The sequence below is a fragment of the Salinivibrio siamensis genome, from assembly GCF_001996005.1.
GTDB lineage: Bacteria > Pseudomonadota > Gammaproteobacteria > Enterobacterales > Vibrionaceae > Salinivibrio > Salinivibrio siamensis.
This window is the reverse complement of sequence record NZ_MUFB01000003.1, coordinates 99,704-116,990: the sequence shown is the minus strand read 5'-3', so window position 1 is coordinate 116,990 and position 17,287 is coordinate 99,704. Positions and strand designations below refer to the sequence as shown.

Here is a 17,287-nt window from a genome sequence, read left to right as displayed (position 1 = left end):
CCGCCTTTTATCATCAGCACGACCTATCGGATCGGTAAGGCGGTGGTATACTTAAGCGCTTCCATGGCGAATGTTGATGTCACATTATTCAGACTTGGCACAGAATTGACCAGTTTTTTATAAAAATGATCAAATCGAGTCATATCAGCTACCTGTACCTTCATCATATAATCATATTCCCCCGCCATGCGGTAGAATTCCATCACCTCAGGGAACTCGGTCACCACTTCGGTAAAGGTCTTGTACCACTGCTCACTGTGGTCATTGGTTTTGATGTAAACGAAAGCGGTAAATGCGAGGCCAACGGTTTCGGGGTCAAGCAATGCCACCCGCCCACGGATCACCCCTTGTGATTCCAGCCGTTTCAGCCGCTTCCAACAGGGAGTCGTAGTTAAATTCACCCGTTCGGCCAACGCAGCCACAGACCAGTTAGCATCTTCCTGCAGCGCCGCGAGTAAAGTGCGATCTATCTCATCTAAAGTGATAGTCATAAAATTTTTTTCCATTAAGTATTATATGGGAGTTTATTTTTCTATTTAGGTGGCATTATAGAGCAAAAATAGCAAGGTTTTTATCCCGCTCTTTACGTAAACTGGTGCTAATTACGTATTCGGAGACGCATGATGACAACCCCACATCCTTGCCATACTTGGGTCGGTAACGCGATTCGCCTCATTGAAGCCGACTTTAAACGCTCTGCAGATACCCATTTAATTAAGCTCGATCTCCCCAGCTTTACAGACATTGATATCTATCTGAAAGACGAAAGCACCCATCCAACCGGTAGCTTGAAGCACCGCTTGGCGCGTTCTTTGTTTTTGTACGGCTTGTGTAATGGTTGGATTGATGAGCACACCACCATCATTGAAAGCTCATCTGGCAGTACTGCCATTTCCGAAGCGTATTTTGCCCGTCTGCTTGGCTTACGTTTTATTGCCGTAGTGCCTAAAAACACTGCATGTAAGAAGATTGAGCAAATCCGTTTTTATGGCGGTGAAGCGCACTTTGTCGAGCGGTCAGATCAGATCTATGCCGAGTCTCGTCGCCTTGCTAAGGAGCTCAATGGCCATTACATGGACCAGTTTACCTATGCCGAGCGAGCGACCGACTGGCGTAGCAATAACAACATCGCCAACCGCATATTTGATCAAATGCAGTACGAGCGCTTTCCGATCCCTCGCTGGATTGTGATGAGCCCGGGCACCGGTGGCACCTCAGCGACCATTGGCCGCTACATTCGCTATCGCTGCCAACCGACTCAGCTGATGGTGGCCGATGCTGAACATTCGGTGTTTCACGATTACTACCTCACCGGCGACAGCTCACTGACCACCGATAAAAGCAGTCGCATTGAAGGGATTGGACGGCCACGTGTCGAGCCCAGCTTTATTCCCGGCGTGATTGATAGAATGACCACAGTGCCGGACACTCACAGTATCGCCACCATTCACTGGCTAGAAAGCCAACTTGGCCGCAAAGCCGGCGCGTCCACCGGTACCAATCTGTACGGCGTCTTGATGTTAGCAAATGAAATGCGCGCCAACGGCGAAAAAGGCTCTATTGTCACCTTGCTATGTGACAGCGGCGAGCGCTACCTAGACACCTATTACAACCCTGATTGGGTACGCGAGCACATTGGGGATCTCGACCAAGCGACCCATGATTTGCAGACGGTGTTGGGGTAACGCGCCATCGTCTATACAATAATACAGAAAAAGCCCCCAATACCAACACGAGCTGCTTTCTCTGTAATCTGTATTCCGTCAGCGAAGCGCTCTGTATTCAAGAGCCCGAATCAGGCGTAGGTCGGAAAAGCGCCAGCACGATGTATGCCTCGTGCATTGATGTGCCCTGCGCGCCTCCGACATCGCGGATAAAATTGGCGCCAAACGTGACAGGCGCCCAGGAGGAATAGTACATCGTGGTTGACATCTTTCCGGGGCTTGTGTCACCTACGCCAATGGCACCATCAATGTATAAATTTTGGCATCGATGAAATGTACTAGGGATTGGGTTATCTCTCTTCCTTGACAATTCTTACAATATTCTCAGGAGTTGCATCCTCTTCTTTTTCTGGATAATAAATAAGATCTGAATCACCTGGGTGCTGTGTAACTTCTTCAAAATGAAGCACTGCATCAATGTGTTCTTGTTCTGTATCATAATCATCCAAACAGATTCTTTGTACCAATTGAAGGAACTCTGAACGTGAATATGTTGATAAGTCATAATTCATTTAGGCATCATCATATCGTAACAAAGAAGTATTTTTTATCTTATGTGTTTAGCTTGTACCAAGTTGATAGTCATAGCGAGGGCTAAAGAATTTTTCATTGATTATTTGCTCTATCGCCTTGGCTTGATCAGTAGAAACATCAAACCCTCCGGCGCCTCCTAAAAGGAACTGAAGATCATCGTCGCTCAAACCCAAGACTTGCGCAACTGCTTCAACGTGACTGCTTTTAACTTCAACTTCTAGTACTAAAAGTTCAGTTTCTTTATCAAATGCCTCGATCACAACTTTCATTATTTTTCCACCTTTATTGAAGGGTCAGCATCCTTTGTTTGTTCACCTGTTATATGGTTAAACTCGGCGTTGTTTCCTAAATCATTGAAATTATCATCCGAGCCGCGATCAGATCATCAACGCCTCAAAACAGGTCACAGATGATGAGCAAAGCCAAGTACAAAGTCAGCAATTGGAACCTGACGCTATCGCAGCTGACCATTCACTTCGAAGGCCGACTGGATGATCACATAGACCTATGAAAATTGTCTGACACAGAATATTGAATATCCTCGGGGAATTTTTTTAGACTGAGTAATTTGGGTAAAAATTAGACTCAAAATAGAGAGTAATATCTTACCCAAAACCTTTGGATGAACTACTTAGTTTAACTCTATGAACTAAATCGAACTTCTTCAACCAAGCCAGTATCAATAGAGTAAGTCACCTCCACATTGCCTTCGAACTTATCAAAAGRTGGAACCATTCCTAAAACAGGTATTTTTCGCGCTTGAACTATTTCAATGGGATTCCCAAGAATACTACGAACTTCATCAGCATCCATATGACTATTCAATGACTTGGGGAAACGCCCATCAACACTTTTCTTAAAGATAATAACTTCAAGTATCTGAGTATGCTTATTGAAGATCAACTCAACTTGACTGCTATTCGAAACGATATAGAAACTATCTAAACTTTCATCAACAATTTCAGGTACATTCCCCCCTATAAGTGAAAGAAAGGATGCATCTTTCAATAAATTTCGATACGTATTTCCTATTAAGCATTCATAAGAGTGGCTCATTTAATACCATCCATTTTGTTTATTGAGTTTATGTATTTCTTGACGAGTCTTTTCAAGTTTATCTTGAGAGTACCCCTCAGCCTTGAGACAAGGCTCTATAGCATCAAAGTTGCTATCAACAGCTTTTTCTAAGTTGTCTGCATCCAATTGTTGCTTATCTGTTCTATTTCTTCCGCCAAAAGTTTCGCTGCATTTTTGATGGACTTGAGATGGGATTGCTACACCTACTGATGTTTTCTTTATCTCTGTAATTTGGTTTTTACTCAATTTACGACGATAGAGCATTTCTGTAGCTTTAACCAGAGCCGCTAGAGAAGGTATATGGTCAATGTCCATTCCATCTTTCTTGCTCCTCAGCGCCAAGTCACCATAGGTACCGACTTCTAATAGTTTTACCTTTGATTTTCCTCTACTCGGTTTATTGAACACCAAGTAAAGCGGGGGCAAACCAGCATCAGCAGGAAATGTCACTAAGTACTCAGCAAGATCTTCCTCGGGGTATAATGGCGTCCCAATCTCCTGCTCGTACTCTTCTATCGGCCGGACCCAGATATTATGCACGTCTAGCTGATCATTCTCAGGTAACACCGTATCGGGTGTTAGAACGTCTGTCGAGCCATCTGGAGTCCACGTAATAGTAATACCATCATCCAGTTCAGCAACGAAATTTTGGCCATTTTGATGAGCCTCACGCTTTGTCACACGCTCTCCATATGGACTACCTTCACCGGTTTTTATGCCAACGACTTGCTGTTTACCATTTTCATCTGTGTACATATTGAAACGCACACGCATCGTTATAGCATCAACACCACTCCACTCTGGATGTCCGTCGAGCGTACCGTCCCCTAGCTTAGACGGCCACAGCGCCGCTACTAGAAAGCCTCCCATACGGGCGAAACCCGCCAGTGCTTCGCCAGATAGCGACCAGGTTCCCATCGTATTCGCAGTATTCGTACTGATGACACCGAGATTAGTCGCCGCCCCATTGGCAGGCAGTGTGAGTATTGCTGCTTTCCCGTAATCGGTCGCTTTTGAAGCCGTAGTGATTGCAGTTAGATTCACAACCGGCAGCTTTCTTTCTAACAGGCTGTCATTGTTGATCGCCTTGAAAGGTGTTCCATCTATAAACGGCTCCGAGTAGTCATAATGGGCATTTCCAGCGCAATTATATGCACAAGGAGAAAGCGGTGGCAGCTCCGTTGCGGCTTCGCTAGAAGGTTGCTTAGCGGGCGCCTGTTGAACGATGAGGGTATCACCGACCTTTAAAGACATGGGATCAGCGTTATATTCGGGGTTTAAGTCAAGTAGTTGTTTTGCGGACAAGCCATACTTACCTGCTATCGCCCCCCATGATTCGCGCTGTCGAGTGTCTAGATCAGTCGCAACTTGATGAGTTTCCGGTCCCGCTTGCTCTGGCTCGCTGTCTACGTCATTAGCAGAATGACTTCCTCTCTTCGCCATAGGCTGAGTAGGCGCAGCTAGTAGATCACCAATAGACAGTTTGATGCCATTTTCTTCCAGCCATTCTTCGTCTGGGTTATCAAGCGTCTCGCGAGTGATCGGCTCTTCGAGATAGACAAGATGCTGGTCGTCAACTTCTTTCCCGTCAATCTTCCAGTACACCAGAATGGCGCTTTGATAACGATTAAAACCTTGCTCACGATTGAGCCTGTCATGCCTTGAGCGCGTGGCGTAAAACTGCCATTTGCCAGCACCTTGTACTCCTGCACTAAGCGCTTTTGGTGAAAATGGTAATAATAGCCTTCGGTGGGTAAGCCTAGTCGCTCGCCGAGTTGAACGGAGGGGGTTACAGGAATAAAGGCTTCTTGGATTACCCCAGAGCCAATCGGCTTCATCTGCACGGGCTCGGGCACGCTGATGCCCATTGAGGCCGATGCAATTTTAGCAACAAGCTTTTTGGGCTCATTGAATGCCGCATAAGCGGTATACTTGGTACCATGTTCAGTGGGCGCGGTTTGCCAATCACCGATCACGCCTTCTTGCTGTGTTTTGGCTAACTCAAATTTGCATCCGACTGTCTTGCTAAAGACCTTGTCCGAGCTGGCAATCTCAAAACAGTACTCGTATTTAAGTGACGGTGGCGCATTTGAGCGATCGGGCTTTACCGGCTCGGGCACATAAGTATCTTCGATATTTTCTGTTGCTGCCTGTGAACGACTACCTCCGCCAGATCCACTGCCACCGCCCGCGGCGGCTCCAGATTGATTGGCTCTGGCCATAAGCGCTGAACGAATTTGTGGTGAGAGAGTCGTTTCAGTATCTGGCGAGAGGGTCCAGATCTTATTAGTGCTGTCGTACAACATGGCAGGCATGGAAGGTGTGTCTGTGAGCAATGCGGCTTCGCCACTACTCAGCTTTTCTTTAAATTGTGAAAAGCTCATCCCATCGGGTATCACTCCATCAAGGTCTCGCTCATTCAGCGCCTCAATATCGCCCTCTACTTGACCGAACTCATACGCCATGAGTTCGGTCAGTCGAACTACTTTGTAACCCACTACATTGTCCGCCAGTCAATAATCATGGCGATGCACTCTACTCAGCAAGCCAGATTTTTGGATAGGTTTGTTGTTATAGTTAGGTTAGCTCTGGCTGAATTGTGATGTGCGTTCAAGAAGGGATGACAGGAATAATATCTCCCACAGATTGCAACGCGGAGTAGTAGGTCGGTAATAAGCGCCCGTACTCTGTCAATCATGGACTCAATATACGCGGTGCGTCCGTTGCACGGCGCCTCCGGTATTCGGCTCAGACGATTGATAAAACGCACAAAAGTATTAATGCGCTAGTCCGTATCTTTATCTATCCGCGTCTGCAGGGCATCAAACTTGTCGTGCAGGCGCATTAGTTCAAGCTCGAGTTTTAGATTGATTTCGTAGGTGGCTTTTTGCTCCATCCTGTCTTTTGCCGCTTGGCGGTTTTGCGACATCATGATGATCGGCGCTTGGAAAGCTGCCAGACTGGATAACCCAAGGTTCAGTAAAATAAAGGGATAGGGATCGAATGATGCGTCTCCCACTAACCAAACCGTATTCACGACAATCCAGCCAATGATGAATGCGAAGAAAAGCCCGATAAATGACCAAGAACCGCCAAATGAGGCAATTTTATCCGCCACCATTTGCCCGGTGGTCAGGCTTTCATGAAAGGACTTGTTGACGTTCTCAGAGACAGACGTGTTGTTAGCAATACTCTCAATAACTTTCTTTTCTCCCGAGCTAAGACTACCAAACGGCTGGCCCAGCAAGGCTTTGGCTAAGTTCTCAAAATACTTTTTCATCTGTCACTCCATGCTAACGTGCACGACACCAACAAGGTATCGTGCAGACTTTATCATTAAGCCATTGAAGTAGAGTAGATTAACTTAGAGGCTTAGCAAGCAGAGWATCCTTTATCATACAAACTAAATCCGGCGGGCGCGGATGGTGCGTCCTTTAACTTTTCCATCATTGAGTTTACGCAACGCGGCTTTAACGCAGGATTGGGACACAGCAATAAACGCCACATTGTCGAGCACATTGATTTTACCCACCTGCTTACCGTCAATGCCCGCTTGGCCAGTCAACGCACCTAAAATATCACCCGCGCGTACTTTTTGCTTTTTACCCGAGTCAATCATCAAGGTTGCCATCTCAGGCTGGTAAGGCGCAGTGTCGAGCAAATGCGGCGGCGGCAGGGCTTCGGGGAGAAAATCACGATCATATTGATCGCCAATCATCGCCAATTTATAGTGCTCAGCATCGTTATATAGCGAACACGCCACCCCTTTTTTGCCAGCGCGACCGGTACGGCCGACACGGTGTACATGAGTTTGCGGATCGTGGGCGAGTTGATAGTTGATCACCATATCCATGTCATCAATGTCTAAGCCGCGCGCGGCCACATCAGTGGCCACCAGCACAGACGCACTTTTGTTGGCAAATTTTACCAAGGTGCGCTCACGGCCACGCTGTTCAATATCGCCATGCAAGGCAACGGCGCTAAAACCATCATCTTCTAGGTTATCGCAAACTTGTTGTGTTTGAGCTTTGGTCGTACAGAACACCACACAGCTTTGCGGCTGAAAATGTAATAACAGTAGCTTTAACGCTTGGTAACGCTGCTTGTTGTCATCGACTTTATAAACGTGTTGCGTGATTGTACTTTGCGTTTGCACCTCATCCACTTTAACGGAGACAGGGTGGCTCAGCACTCGCTGGGCAATCGCATTGATCGAGCGCGGGAAAGTGGCGCTAAATAACAAGGTTTGGCGATGAGCAGGAACACGCGCAATGATGGCATCCAAGGTATCTTGGAAGCCCATATCCAGCATCTGATCGGCTTCATCCAACACCAAGGTCTCAACATCATCAAGGCGCAAGGTGCCTTTGCGTAAATGATCATCCACGCGCCCCGGAGTGCCGACAATAATGTGTGCACCATGCTCCAGTGATCCAATTTGTGGGCCAATCGATACTCCACCGCACAGGGTCAGTACTTTGACATTATGACGACCACGCGCCAACTTACGCATCTCAACCGCCACTTGCTCGGCCAGCTCACGGGTTGGGCACAGCACCAAAGATTGCACGCGAAAGCGTTTTACGTTCAGTTTGGCTAACACACCTAAGCTAAATGCCGCCGTTTTCCCCGAGCCAGTTTTAGCTTGGGCAATAATGTCTTTGCCACTGAGCACAGACGGTAAGCTCTGCGCCTGAATGGGCGTCATCTGCGTATAACCCAAGGTTGCCAAGTTATCGAGTAAATCAGCAGGTAACGCGAGCGAGGAAAAAGCGGTATCAGTCAAAGTCGTATCCACAGCAAAAGTAAATCATGCCGCGCCCAAGCACGGCCAAAAAGGGGGCGTATCATACCAGAGTCTGATTGGTGTCACATTAACCAATTAGCGCCACACTCTTGATAACCGCTTTGTCGCCTCATGTGTTTTGTTGCGTAATTGTTAGACCAAGCTCCGTATTTACCTTTGCGCGGCTTGTCTTGTCATTGTGCTTGGTGTGCAATCAAGACACACAATTAAGGAGGATTGTCTTGTGGCAAATATCCCAGTAGAAAACTACCCGCTCTCTCATACGCAGGCGATTGTCTGGAACGACATGGATGCCCTGCAACACATCAATAACACCGTGTACTTTCGCTACTTTGAAGATGTACGCGTGGTAATGCTTGAAAAATTGGAAGTGTTCGAGCTAGCCAAACAACTGCATGTTGGCCCCGTAGTCGCCTCAACCCGCTGCGATTATCGCGCCCCTTTGGTGTATCCAGATACCATCACCACCGTCGCTTGGGTCGAGGATATTCAAGAAAAGCGCTATGCGATGAAGTATGAAATCTACAGTCACAATCAAGAACGCTGTGTGGCCGAGGGCGAGGCCTTGATTGTCTATTGCGACTTTAAAACCGGTAAAAGCTGCCCTATCCCAGCCGAGACGCTCGAAGGGTTAAAAGCTTTTGTGGCGAAATAGGAAGCATAGAGACAGGCACTGCGCGTTGCCTGACGCGCAGTCAGCCGTTGATCCATTTGGACATTTGTTCTTTGGCATCATGGTGACTCAAGAGCGTCTGGCTTGCTGTCGATACCGCACAGGGGTACCATCCGTGCTCTGTGTAACACTGGGTAAGTAGCACCGCCAAAGGACAAACCGATGAAAAAAGCCGTTGTGGTATTTAGCGGAGGACAGGATTCAACCACCTGTTTGATTCAAGCGCAGGCAGAGTACGACGAAGTGCATTGCCTCACTTTCGACTATAACCAGCGCCACAAACAAGAAATTGACGTTGCCCGTGAGATTGCTGCAAACCGCAACGTCAGTGCGCACAAGGTACTGGATGTTGGTTTGCTCAATGAATTGGCGATTAGCTCGCTCACACGCGACAATATTCCTGTTTCCAATGCACTGAACGAAAACGGCCTGCCCAATTCCTTTGTGCCGGGTCGTAATATCTTGTTTTTGACTTTGGCAGGCATTTACGCCTATCAAATTGGCGCTGAGGCGGTGATCACCGGTGTCTGCGAAACTGACTTTTCTGGCTACCCTGATTGTCGCAATGATTTTATTCAATCAATGCAGCAAGCCCTTGAGCAAGGCATGGACAGAAAACTCGCGTTAGTCACACCACTGATGTGGCTGAATAAAGCCGAGACTTGGGCACTGGCCGACCAGTATCACGCCCTCGATTTTGTACGCGACCACACCCTAACCTGTTATAACGGCATTAAAGGCACTGGCTGTGGCGAGTGTCCAGCCTGTCACTTGCGTCAGCGTGGCTTAGATGACTACCTCACCAACCAAGCGGACGTGCAAGCCGCACTACAACGCAAACAAGCCGAAAACGCGTAATAGCGCAGCGACAAAACATAAAAAACCGCCTCGCAATGAGGCGGCTTTTGTGTCGAGCATCAAACGGCAGTTATTTATGCGGCTCATCATGCGGATGGGTATCAAACTCACCATGACTGGCCCGATGCACRGTTTCCACCGCGAGCGCTTTATCCAATTGCTGCGCCACATACTCAGGCGAGTGAGTATGAATGGAGAGCAAGCGATACATCGCAGGGATCACCAGCAAGGTAACAAAGGTCGCAAAGGCCATGCCGGTGAAGATCACCGTCCCAACCGCGATACGACTTTCGGCCCCCGCGCCGGTTGAGAGGATCAGTGGGATCATCCCTGCCAAGGTGGTAAACGCCGTCATCAAAATCGGTCGCAAGCGACGGACTGACGCATCGATAATCGCTTTATCAAATGCAATGCCACGGTCACGCAGTTGGTTGGCAAACTCCACGATTAAGATACCGTTTTTCGTCACCATCCCAATCAGCATAATCAAACCAATTTGGCTGTAGATATTGATCCCTTGGTTGGTCAGCCACAGGCCTAAAAAGCCGCCTAGCATCCCCATGGGCACCGTCAACATCACCACCAAGGGGTTGATAAAGCTTTCAAATTGCGCCGCTAACACCAAGTACGAAACCAAGAGCGCTAAACCGAACACCACCAGCACACTGGTTTGGTTGTCACGAAAATCTTTCGACTCCCCTGAATAGCCCACCGAGATATCGGCCGGCAGGTTCTCAGCCGCGATTTTATCGAGATAATCGAGTGCTTGACCCAGTGTCACATCCTCGCCTAAATGCGCCGATAAGGTGATCGACTTTTGCTTGTTGGTATGGCTTAAACGCTGCGCGGACGCTGTTTCTTCCACCGTGGTCACTGCATCCAGCGAGACTAACTTGCCGCTGCGGCTACGCATATAAATACGGGTAAGATCCCCTTTGCTGCTAAAGGCCTTTTCATCGCCGCGTACATACACATCGTATTCTTCACCACGATCCACATAGCTGGTCTGGGCACGACCACCGAGCATCACCTCTAAGGTATCGGAGACATCCCGCACCGAAATCCCAAGTTCAGCGGCGCGGCGACGGTCTACTTTGACCACCAACTCAGGGGTGTTTTGGTTGTAGTCATAATCAGGGCTGTCAATCATGCCTGCCTCGCGGCCCATTTCGCCCAATTTTTCCGCCCAGCGATGAAGTTCAGGATAGTCTGGACCACTTAACACAAACTGCACGGGCTCTGAACTACCGCCCCCAAAGCCAGGCGCAAACGGGAACACTTGCACATCTGGCACACCATTTAACACCTGACGCACTTCTCCGAGAATGGCTTGAGCGGAGCGGTCGCGCTCATCCCAATCCGGCAATAGCATGATCACGAAGCCCGTTTGATCGCCGGCCCGACCACCAAACGCTGGTGTTTGTAAGCTGACCGAGCTGAGAGTACCCGCCTCGACCAAGGGCATTAAACGCTGCTCAATTTGCTCGATATTGCCCACCATACGGTTGTACGCCGTGCCTTCCGCACCACGGACAAACGCCAGCAGCACCCCGCGATCTTCTTGTGGCACTAATTGCGACGGTAAGTGTTGCATCAGCACGCCACTGCCGCCAATACAGAGCAAGATAACCACAGGCGCAATCCAACGCCAACGCAGGACATGTGCCAGCACTCGGCGATAGTAGCTTTCAAGCACATCAAACCCACGGGTGATCACGCGGTTTACAGGACTAGATGCCACATTTAAGCGCAGCARTTTACTGCCAAGCACCGGCGTAAGCGTCAACGCTATTAAGGACGAACAGAGCACGGTGACGGCGAGCATCACGGCAAACTCGGTGAACAACTTACCAATCATGCCATCCATGTAGGTAATGGGGAGGAACACCATCACCAACACYGCGGTGGTGGCGATCACTGCAAAACCCACCTCCCGTGCGCCACGGTAAGCGGCCACCAAGGGTTTATCGCCTTGTTGTAAGTGGTGGAAGATATTTTCGACCACCACAATGGCATCATCCACCACCAGACCTATCGCGAGAATGAGCGCCATTAAAGTCAATAGGTTAATCGAAAAGCCCATCGCTGAGGCAACGATAAAGGCGGAAATCAAGGATACCGGCACAGTCACTGCTGGGATCAAGGTGGCGCGTGCTTGGCCAATAAAGATATACAACACTAATACCACCAGCGCCCCAGTAATAAATAGCGTGCTATACACTTCCTCAATCGAGCGCTCAATAAATACCGTAGTATCGTAATCCACCCAAAGACGCGTACCTTCGGGCAGGAAGGCCTGCATCTCATCGACAAGCTTATGAGCGCGGTCAGAAATATCGAGCGGATTGGCATCGGATTGTGGGATCAGCGCTAAACTTAAATTATTGATACCATTGTTTTTATAGGTGGCATCTTCGTTGCGTGAGCCAATGGCCACCTCCGCCACATCCGACAAATAAATCGCGGTGCCATTCGCCGTGGTGCGTACCACCAGTTGTTTAAAATCCTCTGCGTCACGATATAAACGATCGCTACGCACTGGCATGGTCATCACGTCATTGCGAATTTCCCCGCCCGGACTTTCTAAGTTTTCATCCCGCAATGCATCAAGAATATCTTGGGTGGTGACACCGTGCCCCGCCATTTGGGTGGGATCCAGCTTCACATACATCACTTTATACAGCGCGCCGTATAAATCGACCGAACTCACCCCAGAGATCAAGCTGAATCTATCTTCCAGCGTACGTTGGGCGTATTCCGTCAGTTGGTTGCGGTCCATCTCTGACGAGGCCAAGTTGATATAAACCGCCGCTTCACCGGTGCCGTTGTCTTTGTACACAATCGGATCATTGGCATCATCAGGCAGTCCCCCTTGCGCGCGCGCCACGGCATCACGCACATCACTCACCCCCTCGGTCAGCGGGTGATCGAGTTTAAATTCCACCGTGATCCGTGATGAGCCATTGCGGCTGACCGAGGTGATCTCTTCAATGCCGCTAATGCCGGAAAGCTCATCCTCAATCAATTGCGTGACTTGGCTTTCCATAATGCTGGCCGAGGCGCCAGAATAGCCGGTATAAATACTCACCACCGGGCTATCGATATCAGGCATTTCACGCACTGATAAGGTCGAGAAAGAAACCGCGCCAAAGACACATAACAGCAAACTCAATACGATCGCCATCACTGGTCGTTTCACTGAGACATCAGACAACCACATTAGCTGGCCTCCGTCTCAGACACGGTATCATCGATACGGCTTTGGTCATCTTCTGGATTTTTCGGTGCTTCCGCATTTAATACAGACACTTGCGCACCATCGCGCATATTCACCAAACCTTGCACCACAATGTGCTGACCGGGTTCAAGTCCTTTACTCACCACCACTTGGTTATCAATCCGCGCACCAAGGGTAATTTCAGTACGATGGGCAATGCCTTCGTCATCAACGCGGAAGACATAGCGGCGCGTACCGGAATACTGCAGAGCTTGCACAGGCACAATCACCGCTTGCTGTTCCGGCAAGGTCAGTTTCGCCTCCATCAGCATGCCGGGCTGCAATTGGCGTTCAGGGTTATCCAGCGCAACGCGAACACTGACTGATAGCGCGTCTTTATCCACCCGAGAGTCCACCACGCTCACCGTGCCGGTAAAGGCATCATCGGGATACGCTTGCGACGTGACCGCCACTGGCATATTGGGATAAAGCAGTCCGATGTATTGCTCTGGCACCTGAATATCAAGGTTCATGCGTGACAGGTTGTCGAGACTAAAAAGCGTTTCGCCCACATCCACGCGCTGGCCGACGCTTAAATCAAACAAACCAATGCGACCGGAAAAAGGCGCGATTAAACGATGATCATCTAAATCAGATTGCGCCGATTGCAAACGGGCCTTGGCAATATTGACACTGGCTTGCTGCGCATCCAACTCGGTTTGTGTTAAGGCACCACGTTGCGCCAGCTTGGTGTACTCCTTTAGCTTGCGCTGCTCATCATTGAGATAAGCCGACGCTTCCAACACCGCCGCTTGGGCTTTGGCGCGATTAAAGGTCACCAAAGGCGCCCCTTTTTCAACCGTYTCKCCCGGTTTTACATGCACMGTTTCAATGCGCGCCGAGACTTCTGACTCAATATCAATCTGCTGATGGGCTTTAACATTGCCCACCAATGACAACGACGGCGCAACCGGTTTGGTTTCCACTTGTGCCGTCATCACATCCACAGATCGTGCCCCCGGTGGTGGCGCAGAGGCCTCCTCGCTCGAGGGCTGGATATCGCCCCACTTCCAGAACGCGACGCCCGCCAATACCACGACGCCCAATAGCATCCACTTTTTCATTGCCATGTACCTTATATGTTGGATAGCACCAGTGTACTGATCTGCATTTTTTTGTCCTTAAAGAATTGTAAAGACACTGTTTTTTATCGTTATTACATAGGATTGTGCGATAAAGCGAGACAGAGGTAAGACTGTGTAAGGACAGCCAGGTTTCAAAAAACATCAAAAAAGCTCACTTACACCGTTTTTCGCACGCAAGACGCTGAAAAAAGCACCAACCACTAATCGGGACAGAGAAAACCCTTTACAGCTCCAGTCGGTTTGATAAGATTCGCCTCGTTCGCGTGGTGGAGTTCCCGAGCGGTCAAAGGGATCAGACTGTAAATCTGACGGCTCAGCCTTCGAAGGTTCGAATCCTTCCTCCACCACCATCTTTAAGGGCCAGCATTTGCTGGCCCTTTTTCGTTGCTTTTGTGGTGATAACCTCATCATTTCGCGTGAGAGGCGAGTGATGCGCGGCCATGCGGCGACCACAAGTCTTGCTCTGGTCCTTTCGGCACAATGCGCGTCGGGTTAATGTTGCCGTGGCTGTAATAATAATGGGTTTTGATATGGTGCATATCGACTGTCTCTGCCACGCCTGGCACTTGGAATAACTCTTTCATGTAACAGAATAAATTGCAGTAATCGGCAATACGTTGCTTATTACACTTAAAATGGCCCACGTAGACGGGGTCAAAGCGAATTAACGTGGTGAACAGCCGCCAGTCTGCTTCAGTAATCTGATTTCCGGCAAGATAACGATTGCGACTTAAATGATCATCCAACACCGTCAATGCAGTGAATAACTGATCAAAGGCTTCTTCATAAGCCTCTTGTTCGGTGGCAAAGCCACATTTATACACGCCATTATTCACATTGGGGTAAACAAACTCGTTCCACTGATCAATCGCCGCACGCAGGTTGTCTGGGTAATAATCGTCATGATTGCCCGTCATACCATTAAACGCCGAATTAAACATTCGAATAATGTCAGCGGATTCATTACTGACAATCGTCTGAGTTTGCTTATCCCATAAAATCGGAACGGTGACTCGACCGGTGTAATCAGGCTTCGCGTGGGTATAGAGCTGATGGGCATAGTCGTATCCATACAGCGGCTCTGGCTCAGAAAACGTCCAGCCATGTTCTAGCATCTCAGGCGCGACGACCGTAACCGCTATATGAGGCTCAAGTCCTTTTAAATGGCGCATAATCAGGGTGCGATGTGCCCATGGACAAGCAAGAGAAACATACAGATGATAGCGGCCTGATTCAGCGCTAAAGCCCGCATCGCCACTTGGTCCAGCTTGGCCATCAGCGGTCACCCAATGACGAAAGCCCGCATCTTCACGGACAAATCGACCGCCCGACGACTTGGTGTCATACCACACATCATGCCAAATACCGTCTATCAGTTTTCCCATACGTCCTCCTTTTTTACTCACAGCAGTATAAGAAGCGCGCTAAGGAAAGTCGGCAGAGCAACTTGTTGGAGTTATTCGAAAAAGCTGAACAACCCTTACAGTATCAACAATGTCATGGTCTTGTGAGAATTTGTCTGATTGCTTGTTCGCGTTTGACCATCACTCTCCATCTCTTTTAGGGTGACCTTGATGAATAAAAGGAGAGTATTGATGAAACGTTTACTAGCGACCCTATCTTTTGCGTTTGTTGTTGCAGCCAGTCTGCCAAGTTTCGCTGCCAACGAAACAAACGAACTGTCAGCGGATCAGCTGACCGACCAAGTGGTAAGCAGCTACGCAGAGGCCGCTGAACAGGTGGTTTCAATCTCAAAAGATTACAAAAGCAAGCTTGAGAGCATTCGCAGTGAAGAAAAGGCGAAAGCGCTAATGGCGGAGACGCAAAAAGAAATGGCGCAAGCGATTGAGGCAACGGGCCTGACGATAGAAGAATATAACGCTGTTTTTCGTCAAGCACGTGAAGATAAAGAGCTGCAGAAGAAAATCAGCAATATGCTCAACGAGTAACCGTAGTTTGAAACAGGGGTAAGCATATCCATGCTACCCCTGTTTATTTAAGCTTGGTCTGTCGAGACAGCCGTGTTGGGTAGCCCTAGCGAAATCACAGTGGTTAAAACGAGAAATGCGAAAGACACCCAAAGACACGCGGCGAGTCCCCATACTTGGAACACCCAACCGGATAACACGGTGCCAATTAAGCGTCCCATGGCGTTTGCCATATAATAGAACCCCACATCCAGGGACACGCCGTCACCTTTGGCATAGCTGACAATCAAGTAGGAATGTAGCGAGGAATTAACGGCAAATATCGCCCCGAACACCATAAGCCCGACGATAATCACCCCTTGCGGATGCCACTGCTCGCCAATTGCATAAGCAATAATGCCCGTCACCACCGCCAGTAAACATGCCCAACCGAGCGCCGCCTTGCCACCCGGCGAATGGCCAGCTTGGCGCCCAGTGATTTTCGGCGCAATCCCTTGCACCATGCCGTAAGCGATCACCCAAAGAGCAAGAAAGCCGCCCACCGCACTGTGGCTCCAACCAAATGTAGTGCCGAGATAAATTGGCAAGGCCACCACAAACCAAACATCTCGCGCGCCGAAAAGGAACATCCGTGCTGCTGAGAGGATATTCACACTACGAGACTTAGAAAAAATTTCCGAAAACTTGGGCTTACTTTTGGCTTTTCCCAACTCTGCATTGAGCGACACCACACTGCTGATAAACACGAGGCTCAAGACGCCAGCCATCGCCGCCACCGCGTACTGAAAGCCAATCAGAGAGAGCAATGCGCCACCAACAAAAAAGCCCACACCTTTGAGTGCATTCTTCGAGCCAGTCAAGATCGCAATCCACTTAAACAGCGCTCCTTGTGCATCTTCGGGCACTAGGGTTTTGATCGCACTTTTGGCACTCATTTTATTCAGATCTTTCGCAATCCCAGACAAGGCTTGAGCAGCCATCACCCAGGGAATGGTGAGCCAAACGGCTGGCACGGCTAACATGGCAAGCGCGATAATTTGCATGCCAAGGCCAATATTCATGGTGCGATTGAGGCCTAAACGTGCACCGAGCCATCCACCGATAAGGTTGGTGACCACCCCGAAGAATTCGTAAAACAAAAACAGCGAGGCGATTTCTAACGTGCCGTAGCCCAACTCATAAAAATACAGCACCACCAGCATCCGCAGTGCGCCGTCGGTGATGGTAAAATTCCAATAGTTAAAGGTGACCAGCATATACTGGCGCACGGATTGGCTTAATTGAGCAAACATAGTGGTCATCGATTCACATACAAAAAAGGGCG

General features: G+C 49.0%; 14 protein-coding genes, 1 tRNA gene and 1 pseudogene. 5 read left to right on the top strand and 11 right to left on the bottom strand.

What is annotated here, in order from left to right; genetic code table 11:
- Positions 1–23: 23 nt before the first annotated feature.
- Positions 24–491, bottom strand: a complete 468-nt coding sequence (locus tag BZG73_RS02930; RefSeq protein WP_077667534.1) for an Lrp/AsnC family transcriptional regulator — start codon at positions 489–491, stop codon at positions 24–26.
- Between the two features lie 129 nt (positions 492–620).
- Here BZG73_RS02930 and BZG73_RS02925 point away from each other — a divergent pair, with 129 nt between their 5' ends.
- Positions 621–1,685, top strand: coding sequence for a PLP-dependent cysteine synthase family protein (locus tag BZG73_RS02925; protein ID WP_077667533.1), 1,065 nt, complete (start codon positions 621–623; stop codon positions 1,683–1,685).
- A 329-nt stretch (positions 1,686–2,014) separates the two neighbouring features.
- On the opposite strand, the gene BZG73_RS02920 is transcribed toward BZG73_RS02925, so the two are convergent.
- The 6 genes and pseudogenes from BZG73_RS02920 to dbpA all read right to left on the bottom strand — a co-directional run bounded on the left by BZG73_RS02920 (position 2,015) and on the right by dbpA (position 8,121).
- Positions 2,015–2,236 carry a bacteriocin immunity protein gene (locus tag BZG73_RS02920; protein WP_077667532.1) on the bottom strand — a complete coding sequence of 74 codons (222 nt, stop codon included), beginning with the start codon at positions 2,234–2,236 and terminating at the stop codon, positions 2,015–2,017.
- Between the two features lie 48 nt (positions 2,237–2,284).
- Complete coding sequence (locus tag BZG73_RS02915) at positions 2,285–2,527, bottom strand: DUF7683 domain-containing protein (RefSeq protein WP_077667531.1); 243 nt, start codon at positions 2,525–2,527, stop codon at positions 2,285–2,287.
- Between the two features lie 373 nt (positions 2,528–2,900).
- Positions 2,901–3,314, bottom strand: a complete 414-nt coding sequence (locus tag BZG73_RS02910; RefSeq protein WP_077667530.1) for a hypothetical protein — start codon at positions 3,312–3,314, stop codon at positions 2,901–2,903.
- Positions 3,315–5,800: pseudogene (locus BZG73_RS02905) on the bottom strand (T6SS effector antibacterial DNase).
- A 320-nt stretch (positions 5,801–6,120) separates the two neighbouring features.
- Positions 6,121–6,615, bottom strand: a complete 495-nt coding sequence (locus tag BZG73_RS02900; protein WP_077578540.1) for a DUF1003 domain-containing protein — start codon at positions 6,613–6,615, stop codon at positions 6,121–6,123.
- A gap of 123 nt (positions 6,616–6,738) precedes the next feature.
- Positions 6,739–8,121: an ATP-dependent RNA helicase DbpA gene (gene dbpA, locus BZG73_RS02895; RefSeq protein ID WP_077667529.1), complete on the bottom strand. Its 1,383-nt coding sequence runs from the start codon at positions 8,119–8,121 to the stop codon at positions 6,739–6,741.
- Between the two features lie 244 nt (positions 8,122–8,365).
- On the opposite strand from dbpA, the gene BZG73_RS02890 reads away from it, so the two are divergent.
- On the top strand, positions 8,366–8,797 hold the full coding sequence (locus BZG73_RS02890) for an acyl-CoA thioesterase (RefSeq protein ID WP_235606007.1): 432 nt from the start codon (positions 8,366–8,368) through the stop codon (positions 8,795–8,797).
- Between the two features lie 180 nt (positions 8,798–8,977).
- Positions 8,978–9,673: a 7-cyano-7-deazaguanine synthase QueC gene (gene queC / locus BZG73_RS02885; RefSeq protein ID WP_077667528.1), complete on the top strand. Its 696-nt coding sequence runs from the start codon at positions 8,978–8,980 to the stop codon at positions 9,671–9,673.
- Between the two features lie 70 nt (positions 9,674–9,743).
- On the opposite strand, the gene BZG73_RS02880 is transcribed toward queC, so the two are convergent.
- Both BZG73_RS02880 and BZG73_RS02875 read right to left on the bottom strand, forming a co-directional pair.
- A complete protein-coding gene (locus BZG73_RS02880) occupies positions 9,744–12,893 on the bottom strand; it encodes a multidrug efflux RND transporter permease subunit (protein ID WP_046073632.1) in 3,150 nt (1,049 codons plus the stop codon).
- Positions 12,893–14,014 carry an efflux RND transporter periplasmic adaptor subunit gene (locus tag BZG73_RS02875; RefSeq protein ID WP_077667527.1) on the bottom strand — a complete coding sequence of 374 codons (1,122 nt, stop codon included), beginning with the start codon at positions 14,012–14,014 and terminating at the stop codon, positions 12,893–12,895. Before BZG73_RS02875 ends, BZG73_RS02880 begins: the two co-directional genes overlap by 1 nt.
- Positions 14,015–14,300: 286 nt before the next feature.
- On the opposite strand from BZG73_RS02875, the gene BZG73_RS02870 reads away from it, so the two are divergent.
- A tRNA-Tyr gene (locus tag BZG73_RS02870) sits at positions 14,301–14,385 on the top strand.
- 57 nt (positions 14,386–14,442) lie between these two features.
- Here the strand turns inward: BZG73_RS02870 and BZG73_RS02865 are convergent.
- A complete protein-coding gene (locus tag BZG73_RS02865; RefSeq protein WP_077667526.1) occupies positions 14,443–15,420 on the bottom strand; it encodes a glutathione S-transferase family protein in 978 nt (325 codons plus the stop codon).
- Positions 15,421–15,630: 210 nt separating this feature from the next.
- On the opposite strand from BZG73_RS02865, the gene BZG73_RS02860 reads away from it, so the two are divergent.
- A complete protein-coding gene (locus tag BZG73_RS02860) occupies positions 15,631–15,984 on the top strand; it encodes a DUF4168 domain-containing protein (protein ID WP_046073635.1) in 354 nt (117 codons plus the stop codon).
- A gap of 47 nt (positions 15,985–16,031) precedes the next feature.
- On the opposite strand, the gene arsJ is transcribed toward BZG73_RS02860, so the two are convergent.
- Entirely contained in the window at positions 16,032–17,255 is a 1,224-nt protein-coding gene (gene arsJ, locus BZG73_RS02855) for an organoarsenical effux MFS transporter ArsJ (RefSeq protein WP_077667553.1), read from the bottom strand.
- Between the last annotated feature and the right edge of the window lie 32 nt (positions 17,256–17,287).